Below are 12,594 nucleotides of genomic sequence, written 5' to 3'. Positions count from 1 at the left end.
TAAAAAACCAAGTTTGCATTTTTCTATGCAAACTTGGTTTTTTATTTATTTTAATTAATTACAAAACTAATAACTTTTTACTAAATATTTCTTAAAGAAGGATAAGAACTTCCTTCATTTATACTCCAAATATTCAGGAAATCCCAGTTTAAATAATTGCTTTGTTGCATCATTTGAGTCGTTGACCTTGCCTGTGCGGCCGGACTTGTAAAACCAGTAGTATTACTGTCAAAATAACAATTAGTAACTGTTGTAGAACTAACGTATCCGTGTAGACCACCCACTGTTGAGCCTACTCCTGTGACCTTTCCAACAGAATAACTATTTTTGAGAATTCCTGAGTACAAATATCCTATTAATCCTCCTGCATATCCGTTTGAAGAATTAGTTGCCGTAACATTTCCATTAGCGTAGCAATCATTAATCTGACATGTATAGTTTTTAGAACTATATGTAAAGTTCAGATTGGCTTGTCCTACCAATCCACCTATATAATTTGTCCCCTTTACATTTCCCGTAGCATAACTTTCTGTTATATTTCCAACACAGTAACCTACAAGTCCTCCAACTGTCGAACCTGTACTTGTAACATCTCCTGTAGCATACGATCTTGTAATGTTTGATGCAAAGTTTGTGCTATATGTACAGTGACCTACAAGTCCTCCTGAATAGTTTCCTGTGCTTACGACATTTACCATAGAACTGCATCCGCTGATATTACCATAGAAGCCTCCTACAAGTCCTCCTATATATCCTGTACCACTAACAGTACCTATTCCATCAACGCTACAATCGTCTATACTGCCGGAAGTCCCTGCTGCATATCCGGCTAATGTTCCTACATAATTTCTTCCGGATATACTGACATTTTTAATTTGTAAATTTTTTATATTAGCATTGTTTGTATAACCGAAAAAGCCAACATAATCTAACGTAGGCTGATTTATATATAAATTGCTTATAGTGTATCCGTTTCCATCAAAGCTTCCAGTGAATGGAGCACCATTTTTACCAACTATTGTCCATTCAGTATTTGTGAGGTCTATGTTACTATCTAGCTTATAGGATGACTGCAAATCATACTTAATATTGATAAGCTGTTCAGCCGTCTTTATAATGTATGGATTTGACGGAGTTCCATTTCCTCCCGCTACGTCACCCGTAGGTAAATTTGTAATTACCTCTGCCGGTTTTGTTACGTTTTTTAAATAAGGATATGAAACACCGGGAGTAATTGCCCATATAGCTGAGAAATTCCATCCTGTAAATGTTGATTGTTTTGTCATAGCACTTGTCAGTTTTCCCACATCGTATGAATCCTGCGGTATGTATCCTGACGCAACGCCATCATAATAGCACCCTGTCATTGTCACCGATGATATATATCCTATTATTCCTCCGGTGTATACTCCTTGTGAATTTGCTATTATACTTCCTGTACAATAACAGTTCTTTAATATACCACCTGATACATATCCAAGTAAGCCTCCTACATACGCATTGGTATTGGTTCCAGTAACACTTCCAAGTGAAAATGAATTACTTATAGTACATATATATATTGCTGAGTTGTATGTAAAGTTCAGATTGGCTTGTCCTACCAATCCACCTATATAATTTGTCCCCTTTACATTTCCCGTAGCATAACTTTCTGTTATATTTCCAACGCAGTAACCTACAAGTCCTCCAACAACCGAACCTGTACTTGTAACATCTCCTGTAGCATACGATCTTGTAATGTTTGATTCAAAGTTTGTGCTATATGTATAGTAACCTACAAGTCCTCCTGAGTAGTTTCCTGTGCTTACGACATTTACCATAGAGCAGCATCCGTTGATGTTACCATAGAAGCCTCCTACAAGTCCTCCTATATATCCTGTACCACTAACAGTACCTGTTCCACCAACGCTACAATCGTCTATGCTGCCGGAAGTCCCTACCGCATATCCAGCTAATGCTCCTACATAATTTCTTCCGGATATACTGACATTTTTAATTTGTAAATTTTTTATAGTAGCATTGTTTGTATAACCGAAAAAGCCAACATAATCTAACGTGGACTGATTTATATATAAATTACTTATAGTGTATCCGTTTCCGTCAAAAATTCCGGTAAAGGGTATTCCATTTGTACCAATCGGCGTCCATTCTATATTTTTAAGGTCTATATCGTTAGATAATACATAGCATGACTGAATGTCAAACTTCATATTGTTAAGCTATGCTGCATTCTCTATAATATATGGATTTTCCGGAGTACCATCTCCTCCTGCCATATCACCTAAAGGTAAGTTTGTACTTACCCCTGCTGGTTTTGGTAATCCTTTTAAATACGGATATGAAACACCGGATGTAATTGCCCATACAGATGAAAAATCCCATCCTGCATATGTTGATTGTTTTATCATAGCACTTGTCAGTCTTCCCACATCGTATGAATCCTGCGGTATGTATCCTGACGCAACGCCATCATAATAACACCCTGTCATTGTAACCGATGATATATATCCTATTATTCCTCCGGTATATACTCCTTTTGAATTTGCTATTATTCTTCCTGTACAATAACAGTTCTTTAATGTACCACCTGATACATATCCAAGTAAGCCTCCTACATACGCATTGACATCGGTCCCAGTAACACTTCCAAGTGAGAATGAATTACTTATAATACATGTATATGTTATTGAGCTATATGAAAATGTTAGATTAGCTTGTCCTACCAATCCACCTATATAACTTGTCCCCTTTACATTTCCCGCAGCATAACTTTCTGTTATATTTCCTGAACAATAGCCTGCAATTCCTCCAACAATAGAACTAGTACTTGTGACGTTACCTGTGGAATAAGATCTAGTTATTCCAGGTAAAATGGAATCATTATAAGATAAGTACCCCACAAGGCCACCTGCAAAACTCCCAGTACTACTTACATTAATTGTTGAATGGGAATTGCTAATGCTTCCATAGAAACTTCCCACAAGTCCTCCAATATAGGCTGTACCGGTAACAGTACCTGTTCCAGTGACGCTACATCCCTTAATACTGCCAGTTCCGCCGGTCGCATACCCTATTATTGTTCCTACGTAATTTCTTCCTGATATACTTACATTACTGATATTGACATTCCTAACAGTAGCATTGCTGGTATATCCAAAAAAACCAATGTAATCGGAGTTTGGTTGGTTAATAACCAAATTGCTTATGGTATATCCGTTCCCGTCAAAACTACCTGTAAAAGGGTTTGAATTGCTACCAATAGGTGTCCACTCTTCCCCTGCAAAATTAATATTGTTTGCAAGTTTGTAGTGGGCAGACAAATTATACCTGATTGCACCGAGTTGATTGCTGGTTGAAATTATATACGGGTCAGCTACTGTTCCAGACCCCTGCATACTTGGCAAGGAAGCGATATTTACAGCTCTGCTAGCAGTCACAGATGCTGTATTAGTTCCAGTAACTGTTACACTATAATTAAGTGTTCCTGAAGCAACGCCAAGTACAACTTCAACTTTCCATGATATTTGCTTCTCCAAGCCTGCTGTTAAAGTACCTAAACTTATTTCCTGTTGCTGACCACTAGATAATACTAGACCAGCTGGTAATGTAATTTTAACTTTAGTATTTGAAATACTTGTAGCGCCGTTGTTTCGAACATATGCTGTAACCGTGAATGGATTCGGATTATATCCGTCTGCTGTTAAATCAATATTGCTGTCGCCTGTTAGATTTAATCCAAAAGTACCATTTGATACTTGTGTCAAATCACTTAACCCATAATATGTAACAAATTCTGCACTTCCATTTGGAGCCAAAGTTCTTGGATTCCAGTAAATACCTACAGCACTATCACCTATATCTTGACTGGTATTGGGAATGTAATCCCAGAGTGTATTGTATATTCCACTCCATTTAACAAATTGAACTTTATCAGGCCTCAAATATTGTGATTTTAACAAAGTACCGTGTGCTACTACTGAAGGAGAGTTTAAATCATCAAAAGCCTGCCAGTATTGCGGAATACTATTTCCTGTAAGCTCAAGTTCTTTTGTAACCGCACCAATGCCAGGTACTCTGAATGGTGCACTATCATTACTTCCAAGTTTCGTATCCATCATAATTCTTAAACCAACATCATGCTGATTACTGTCGTTATTTTTTACAATATACTTAACCTCAACAATATCTTCACGATTTGTACTTGAATTTTTAACGATCCTAAGAACCTGTTTTACACTTACATTACTAAAACTACCTTCTGATGTATTACTAAGCTGTGATGCATCTACAGTAGGACTTTGTATATCGGGATTATATACATAATCATTCCCATCAACTCTTATCGTAGAAAATGATGTTTGAGGTTCTGGGTGATTGTATAGGAGCATTTGATTATCATCAGTTGAAATTGATGGATCTCCCCCTGTTGTACCTATTGTAAATCTTCCATTATAACTTCCTCCATTGGCAACGGCATATTCTAAATAGTCGTTATAAACTTTACCGTTACTGTATCCCATTAGATTAAGTAAGTTAGTACTTTTTTTATTTTCCTTAATGAACAATCCCTTTTTCCAAGCGTCATATAATGATTGGTCAGTCTCAATTTGATTATCAAGATTTAACTTGTCTGCGGGAACTTGTTCGTCCGCCGGAGTTTGTCCATCCGATGGTGTTTGTTCATCCACTGGTGTTTGTTCATCCACTGGTGTTTGTCCATCCGATGGTGTTTGTTCATCCACAGGTGTTTGTCCATCCGATGGTGTTTGTTCATCCACTGGTGTTTGTTCACTCGGAACAGTTGTACTACTAATAGTATTTACATTATAAATACTATTGTCTGTTTCGCACATGGCTGTTCCGAAGCTCATAAATAACATTGAAAAAACAATAATAATGCTTAAAGATATTCTCATTTTTTTTCATAATGCACCTCCTGAGCAAAATCCTACCAGTGATTATATAATTTGTCAATCAGGTGCCTTGGGATATTATATTCAAACGAAGTATAAAACTGTATTTAAAGCTGAAAGCATGTTTTCAATAGTACAGGCATACAATGTACTAATACCAAGCAATATTTGAGGGGATGAAAATGGTAAAGGTATTTTTATCATGCAGCAGTCACGACCAAACATATATACGGTATATAATAAATGCCTTGCGAACACTGCCTGAGAAATATAAGCTGTTTTATTTTTTACCTCCTTACAAAAAGGACATCCCTATTGATGATATTATAGAAAGACTATATGAAATTGACTTGTTTATTTTATTTATAACCAACAATTCACTTAATAGTCAATTTGTACAGCGTGAACTGAGACAGGCAATTTATTTAAATAATTTAAAAAGAATAAAAGAGATATGCCCGGTTTCATTGGATGAAAGCATTAATGTAAATCAGGATAGCCGAATACCTGAATATATTAGAAACCGTATTCATTTATCAGAATCACCTTCAAAAACAGTGCAAATAGTAAGAAATTTTATTATGAATTATTAGGTAACCAATATGAATGCAAAAAATAGATTTTACGCTAAAAATTATCTATACAGAAACCTTAATTATTACGATAAAAAGGCAGCCTCCAACAAAAAGCTGTACAACCTTTTTGTCATACTGGACATAGTTATTTCAGCTTTTATCCCTTTTACCGCTTTATTTAATGACGTATTTTTCCAAACTAAATATATAGTTGCCCTTATGGGGTCATTTATTACTATTTTGTCTGCTTGTAAGACAAGTTTCAGTTTCCATAAAAAGTGGGTTGAATACCGGACAACAGCTGAAATTTTAGAATATCACAAGCGCCTCTATTTAACTGAATCAGCTCCTTATAACAAGTCAAACAAACATGAATTACTAATTTCAAATGTCAACTCTATCGTTGAAAAGGAAAATCGTACGTGGAGGTCAGCTGAACTTAGCATAAAAAAGCCCTCTAGAAACTGATGTATCAAACATTTAATATTGTATAGGTTTTTAAAAAGATTTCCCTTTTACATGGATATCTCTCTCCGTCTACTCCTGTTATAATATAGTCTCCTTTGCTGATGTAATGCTTACCTTCCAAAGTAATTATAAACGGAATTTCGTTACGCTCATTAGGATTTACATAATTTTCTGTATCCAATCCTGCATTAATAGCTGTTTGAATATCGTCAAAACCGTCTTCCAGCCCTAATCTGTATTCAATTGCTTCAATTGGTATTGGGTTTTTAATATATTTTGCCAAAATAGATTCACCTCATGCATATTATCGCTCATTACGGTATTTTTTATTCAATTCACCACATTCCTCAATACATAATATGTAAAAAATTATAAAATGCTATACTTGATTAATATTACAAAATATTATTTGATTTATATTTGTGGTAAAATTATCATATATTTTTATTGCTGGGGTGAATAAAATTAGCAATTTTATTGAAATCAAAAATGCAAGAATACATAATCTTAAAAGCATTGATGTAAGAATTCCCAAAATCAAACTGACTGTTATAACAGGAGTATCCGGCAGCGGAAAATCAAGTCTTATTCAGATACCTTGGTTCCCAAATTAAAGATTTTGCTAAAGGGCAAATTTGTTGGGGATGAAGGCGATGACAATGAAGGATTTTCAGAGGATAATTTTGTGATAAGGGGCACTTGAAGTTACTAAAGATGGCAAAAATATCAGAGATATCCTGTCCCTTACTGTAGATGAAGCGGTAGTATTTTTTAAAGGCAGAGACAAGCAAATAGATAAAATACCTGCTGCTCTCCAAATGGTAGGTATGGGCTATATAACACTGGGACAAAACATTGTATATGTTATTCAGGCAACTCCTACAAGCCATAGCAAAAGCTACGGGGATATATTTAAAGTATGAATGGATTTCATGGACAAGGGAAGTATTATGTAGTAAACTTCAAATAAAAATAATTACAGGTGGAGGTTTAGGATGAAACAAAATATATCGCAAAACTACAGAGCAGGAGATTCAGATGAAATCACTCGCCAGTACTTTGATTCACTTTTAATTGAAATGCGTCACATTGATTCGGTAATACCATCTACTGAACTTGAGCTTTATGGCAAAAAATTTTCTACACCTATTATGACAGCTGCATTGTCCCATCTCAATAACGGCCGTAACAATGGAATGGTAGAAATGGCAATGGGAGCCAAGGCTTCTAACGCAGTTATGTGGACAGGTATGGGGGATGAAGCTGAGTTGGAAGCAATAACAGCCACTGGTGCCCAAACAATAAAAATTATTAAACCTCATTATGATAATAATACCATTTTTAAAAGAATTGAGCACGCAGAGAAATCTGGTGTACTTGCCCTTGGCATGGATATTGACCATTCCTTTAACAGCAAAGGGGAATTTGACAATGTTATGGGGCTTCCAATGTCAGGAAAATCACTGGATGAAATCAAAGAATTTGTTAAGGCTACAAAATTGCCTTTTATAATCAAAGGTGTTCTAAGCGAAAAGGATACTTACAAATGCCTTGAGGCCGGAGTCAAGGGAATAGTTATCTCTCACCACCACGGAATTATGGATTATGCAGTTCCCCCTCTTATGGTGTTGCCCAAGATTGCAAAAATCGTAAACCATAGTATCCCAATATTTGTAGATTGTGGTATCGTCAGCGGTATAGACGTATTTAAGGCATTGGCCCTGGGTGCTAACGCAGTTTCTGTTGGTCGTCCGCTAATTCCTCACCTGAATAAGGACGGAGCTGACGGAGTGCAAAAAGCAATTGAAGAAATGACTAAAGAACTGGCAGGCGTAATGGCAAGGACTTGTTCAAAGGACATTGCCTCCATTGATGCTTCTGTAATTTGGTATAGATAAAAAATACTCCGTATAAAATTGCATCAATGATTGCTTCCAAGATATTTGCAAGTGTTTCTATCCGCTCATCTTAGGATATTTTACCGTCGCTCACATTCATCGTCCATGATTCATAGTGTCGCTAACACCTACATCGTGTAGGTGTTCGGGTAAAATATCCGTCTTCGCCGAGAAACATCTGCAAAGGTCTTTAACCAAGCTTCCATTGATGCAATTTATACTAGCGTACTGGTTAAGATTTCCACAGCAACCCCTTCCGAATGCCTGTTTACCTGATTTCTCCTTCTCCAGTCTCTACTTTATTAACAAAGTCCATATTATATCGCTCAGCACCGTGGTCTTTAATTACCGTAGCTCTTGTAATACGGATTGCCAAAATAACGCAGTTTTCATTCTGTTCATTATTTGCGTAGTCGTACCACTCTGCAAATGTCTTACGAAGTTTAGCCCTTAGCTCCGCATTTTTGGGGTCTAAAACCCAACCTAAGTTTTCGCCAATTCCATTTCCGGATATCCATTGGGAGCAAACTGAAAATGCAACCTCATTATTTTGAGCTATCTGCTGCATTTTCGTTGATTCGCCCCAAGTAGTAATATAAAACACACCATCTTCATAATATGCGTCCACATCGCGTACACATGGACGGGGTTTTCCGTCACTGTTTGGCTTCATTGCAATTGTTGAAAGAGAGATAACATTATCTTTTCCGTTGCCGCATCTTTCCTCAATTAATTTTAATCCTTCTTCGTATCTACCCAATTTTGACCCCTCCTGCTATTTTTTCATATTTTTTACATATATTTGATTGCATTATAGCATAGTTAGTCTGGTAAGGCTATCAGAATATTTATGTTTCTAAAAAACCCCCTACCGCATTAATTCTTGCGATAAGAGGTATTTTTTGATTTTATCCTATTCCACAGACTTCAGTGATTCTATCATATCAATTTTCTGCAGCTTGAAATAAGTTACTACTTGCATTACCACAGAGAATATTACCGTCAGTAATGCCGCCAGTATAAAGCTAAGCCATTTTATTTTTCTGAACAACACCATTGAGTTTTCTCTAATTACGTCAATTACTAAACCGTGGATATATACTCCCAATATCAGTCCTATCACAATACTTACTATTGTAAGTATAAAAGCTTCTCTGTAAATATATCCGTTTGTTTCTTCATCAGTAAAACCAAGTACTTTCAGTGTTGCAATTTCACGAGTTCGCTCGCTTATATTGATGGCTGTCAGGTTATATAGAACGATAATTGCTAAAAGGGAGGCAACTACCACAATCAACAAAATTATGCTGTTAAGGCTTTCATTGTGGTCAAGAACCTTCTTTATCAAGTCCCCGTTAAACACTACATTCAAAACCAAGCCGCTGTCAATAAGCCTTTTAGCAAAAGCCTTTTCATCAGATGATGCATGATTTGACACAATAGCATTATATGATGCAGCTTTACCGAATATCTTATTGTACATTTGATTGTTCATATAAATGTAATCGGCTGTATAGTTTTCTGCCACACCACTAACAGTTAACTTATAAGAATTATTTTCAGCATCTTTTACAGTAATTGTGTCGCCCTTTTCGGCATTATAAACATCAGACAGTTTTTGTGTAATAATGACGCCGCTGTCATTCAGGGCTATCTGTTCCCCGGCATATGGATTTTTCAGGTTGAAATATTTGTAAAAAGTATCCTCATTTGCAGGTACTATTAAAAAAGCGTCATAGGACTTATTCTTTGTTTCACATTTTAATGCAGTTTGTTTAAGTAAAAGAGGTTCTTTTATCTGCTCCCTTGTTAAAAGATTTTCCAAGTCCCCCTGTATATTTTTAATTTCATTTTTTAATACAAACATATTGTCATAACGAAAAATTTCACCATATTGTTTTTCTGCCACACCATTCATGCTGTCCCTCAGGCCAAAACCTACAAGTAGGAGAGCCGTACATCCTGCTACTCCAACAATTGTCATACATGCTCTCTTTTTATACCTGAACATATTCCTTAATGTTACCTTCCATGTAAAGGACAAGCGACTCCACAGAGGTTTTATCCTTTCCAGAACAATTGTTTTACCATTTTTAGGTGGAGCCGGGCGCATTAATGCCGATGGTTTCTGCTTAAGCTCTTTGTTACATGATATAACCGTTACCATACTCATAAGAGCAAAGGTAATAAGTAAAATTATCGAAAAGGTTGCCATACTGTATTTAACAACAATGGACGGCAGAATAAACTGAAAGGTTGAGTAAATCAACGGAGGAATTATTCCACATCCTATGAAAAATCCTACAACTGCCCCTAATCCCGAAGCTGACAATACGTAGAAGAGATACGTTGATATTATGCTGCCGTCACTATACCCCAATGAGGTTAACGTACCTAACTCGCTCCTTTCTTCTTCTATCATCCTGACCATTGAATTTGATGCCATAAGCATTACAATAAGTATGAAAAAGAATGGAAATAGTGCTGCAACCGAAGCAACTACATCAATACCTGATTTTAAATCACTGTAACCCACCGCCGCCTCTCTTCCAAATATATGCCATTTTGGCATTTCAATGTCAGAAACGTCTTTTTCGGCATCTGTTATCTTTTTCTGTGCATCTGTTATTTCCTTATTAAATTTCTCAAGATTTTTATTGTATTCTGCATACCCATCCTTTATTTTCTTTTCATTCTGAGTTAACTCAGTTTTGCCCTGTTCTATTTTCTTTTTAGCTTTAGCAACTTCACTGTTAAAGGTACTAATCCCTTTATCCAGCTTTGCTTCCTGAGTGGTTAGTGTAGTTATTGATTCCTGCAGTTTTAGCAAGCCTTTTTGCATTTCTGAATATTGATTTATTGTAGCGTTAAGCTGAATATATTCCTGACTTTCAGCCGGAAGTCGGCTTAACTGTGCTTTCATATTCCCAATAGCAGAATTAAGTTCATTGATTTTAGTGTCTATTTCTTCTTTTTTAATTTGATACTTATTTAGTGCATTATTTATATCCTTCCAGCCCGCTGATATTTTTTCTTTTGCAGAAGCAAACTCTGCACTTTGCTTTTCGGTATCTCTTTTGAGTTTTGCCTCATTGGCAATAAGCTCAGCTTTTCCTTTTTCAATCTTTCGTGCATTTTCATCAAGGGTTATTTTTGCATCTGCAAGCTTCTTTTGTCCCTTTGCCTTTTCCTCATTTAATTTTGTTTTATTTTTTCTTATTTCACTGTCAGCTTTTGAATAAATCTCCTGATACCTTGCATTTTCTCGGTGGAATTTTATTTTCAAAAGTTCATCCTTCAGCTTTGAGGCTTCTATATCATATTCTTTAGAATATGCTGTTGTTTCCTTGGTACCTTTAGCAAGAAGATATATTTCCGTATATGTCTCTAAAATAAAATTGTCTTTGTTTATAAATATAAATGAAGAAAGCTTTCCGTCGCCTATAGTGGTGTTTCCGTAATCTTCAGCCAGATATAATACCGATTGTGCTGTACCTGTAACGGTATATTCCTTGTTTTTCAGCTTTTTCTCCGTATCGCTTGTAATTTTTATTTTGTCCCCTATTTTGTAGGTTTTACTATCTGCAATACACTCGTCATCTTTTTGAGGCATTTTGCCTTCAGCAAGTTCCAATTTATTTACCCCATTTTCTATTGCGTGAACACGGATAGCTTTATCTTTATCCAAAACATCCAGTGAATAGCTTGGGATAACTGTATTTATATTATTAAGTTTTTTAATTGCATTAACATCATCGTCAGTCAAACCCATTGTACTGACTATTTTAAAGTCTAGTAGATTATTTTCTTTATAATATTTATTTGCTATGTCTATCATATCAGGTGTAGTAGCTTGTATTCCAGCAAAAAACCCCACACCAATCATAACTATTATGAATAGCGATATATACCTTCCAAATGATTTCTTTATTTTTTTAAGAGTATTTTTATACAGCAAACCAATCACCACACAATCTCAGCAGCTTTTTTGGGATTTTCATTTTTAATAATATCCACAACAGTACCGTTTTTTATTTTTATTACCTTATCCGCTATATCTGCAATTACTGCATTGTGAGTAATTAAAACTGTAGTCATACCCATTTCCTTACAGGTTCTTTGCAAAAGCTCAATAATCCTCTGACCTGTTACGCTATCCAAGGCACCTGTTGGCTCATCACACAAAAGCAACTTTGGATTCTTGGCTATTGCCCGAGCAATTGCTACACGCTGCTGCTCTCCTCCTGATAGTTGACTTGGAAAACTGGACATACGCTCAGAAAGCCCCACCTGTTCTAACACAGTTTTAGGGTCAAGTGAATCCGGGCATATCTGACAAGCAAGTTCAACATTTTCAAGTGCAGTGAGATTTCCTACAAGATTATAGAACTGGAATACAAATCCTATGTCCCTACGTCTATAACTTATCAGCTTTTTTTTATTGTATTTGTGTATTTCGTTACCATCCACTATGATTTTTCCGTCGCTGGGGCTGTCCATTCCACCAAGTAGATTTAAAACTGTGGTTTTTCCTGCCCCTGACGGCCCCAAGATAACAACCAGTTCACCTTTTTCTATTGAAAAAGTACAACCATCAACTGCTGTAATTTTAACATCACCTACTATATATTCCTTCTTAATATTTTCAAATTCTATAAGCGCCATTTGCTGCCTCCGATTTATTAAACACTGTGTTGACAATTCAACTCGAATATATTATATTGACAGTGTGAAAAGAAT

General features: G+C 36.0%; 10 protein-coding genes. 4 read left to right on the top strand and 6 right to left on the bottom strand.

Annotation, left to right across the window (positions count from 1 at the left end):
- Positions 1–80: 80 nt before the first annotated feature.
- On the bottom strand, positions 81–2,210 hold the full coding sequence (locus tag K412_RS0112880; RefSeq protein WP_024833499.1) for a GLUG motif-containing protein: 2,130 nt from the start codon (positions 2,208–2,210) through the stop codon (positions 81–83).
- A gap of 9 nt (positions 2,211–2,219) precedes the next feature.
- Positions 2,220–4,916, bottom strand: a complete 2,697-nt coding sequence (locus K412_RS0112875) for a hypothetical protein (RefSeq protein ID WP_024833498.1) — start codon at positions 4,914–4,916, stop codon at positions 2,220–2,222.
- 179 nt (positions 4,917–5,095) lie between these two features.
- Here K412_RS0112875 and K412_RS0112870 point away from each other — a divergent pair, with 179 nt between their 5' ends.
- Both K412_RS0112870 and K412_RS0112865 read left to right on the top strand, forming a co-directional pair.
- Positions 5,096–5,506, top strand: coding sequence for a toll/interleukin-1 receptor domain-containing protein (locus K412_RS0112870; protein ID WP_024833497.1), 411 nt, complete (start codon positions 5,096–5,098; stop codon positions 5,504–5,506).
- Between the two features lie 9 nt (positions 5,507–5,515).
- Positions 5,516–5,956 carry a DUF4231 domain-containing protein gene (locus tag K412_RS0112865; RefSeq protein ID WP_024833496.1) on the top strand — a complete coding sequence of 147 codons (441 nt, stop codon included), beginning with the start codon at positions 5,516–5,518 and terminating at the stop codon, positions 5,954–5,956.
- A 4-nt stretch (positions 5,957–5,960) separates the two neighbouring features.
- Here K412_RS0112865 and K412_RS0112860 read toward each other — a convergent pair whose 3' ends face one another.
- On the bottom strand, positions 5,961–6,239 hold the full coding sequence (locus K412_RS0112860; protein ID WP_024833495.1) for a hypothetical protein: 279 nt from the start codon (positions 6,237–6,239) through the stop codon (positions 5,961–5,963).
- A 139-nt stretch (positions 6,240–6,378) separates the two neighbouring features.
- On the opposite strand from K412_RS0112860, the gene K412_RS22765 reads away from it, so the two are divergent.
- Both K412_RS22765 and K412_RS0112850 read left to right on the top strand, forming a co-directional pair.
- Positions 6,379–6,570, top strand: coding sequence for a hypothetical protein (locus K412_RS22765; protein WP_024833494.1), 192 nt, complete (start codon positions 6,379–6,381; stop codon positions 6,568–6,570).
- Between the two features lie 381 nt (positions 6,571–6,951).
- Positions 6,952–7,854, top strand: a complete 903-nt coding sequence (locus tag K412_RS0112850) for an alpha-hydroxy acid oxidase (RefSeq protein ID WP_024833493.1) — start codon at positions 6,952–6,954, stop codon at positions 7,852–7,854.
- 268 nt (positions 7,855–8,122) lie between these two features.
- Here K412_RS0112850 and K412_RS0112845 read toward each other — a convergent pair whose 3' ends face one another.
- The 3 genes from K412_RS0112845 to K412_RS0112835 all read right to left on the bottom strand — a co-directional run bounded on the left by K412_RS0112845 (position 8,123) and on the right by K412_RS0112835 (position 12,519).
- A complete protein-coding gene (locus K412_RS0112845; RefSeq protein ID WP_024833492.1) occupies positions 8,123–8,614 on the bottom strand; it encodes a hypothetical protein in 492 nt (163 codons plus the stop codon).
- Between the two features lie 153 nt (positions 8,615–8,767).
- The gene (locus K412_RS0112840) at positions 8,768–11,824 is read right to left on the bottom strand and encodes an FtsX-like permease family protein (RefSeq protein WP_024833491.1); all 3,057 of its coding nucleotides are present in this window, start codon (positions 11,822–11,824) and stop codon (positions 8,768–8,770) included.
- A complete protein-coding gene (locus K412_RS0112835) occupies positions 11,818–12,519 on the bottom strand; it encodes an ABC transporter ATP-binding protein (RefSeq protein ID WP_024833490.1) in 702 nt (233 codons plus the stop codon). Before K412_RS0112835 ends, K412_RS0112840 begins: the two co-directional genes overlap by 7 nt.
- Positions 12,520–12,594 lie beyond the last annotated feature (75 nt).

Origin of the sequence: Ruminiclostridium josui JCM 17888, from assembly GCF_000526495.1 — a bacterium.
GTDB classification, from domain to species: domain Bacteria; phylum Bacillota; class Clostridia; order Acetivibrionales; family DSM-1351; genus Ruminiclostridium; species Ruminiclostridium josui.
The sequence above is the reverse complement of the archived record's forward strand: the minus strand, read 5'-3'. Positions and strand labels throughout refer to the sequence as shown.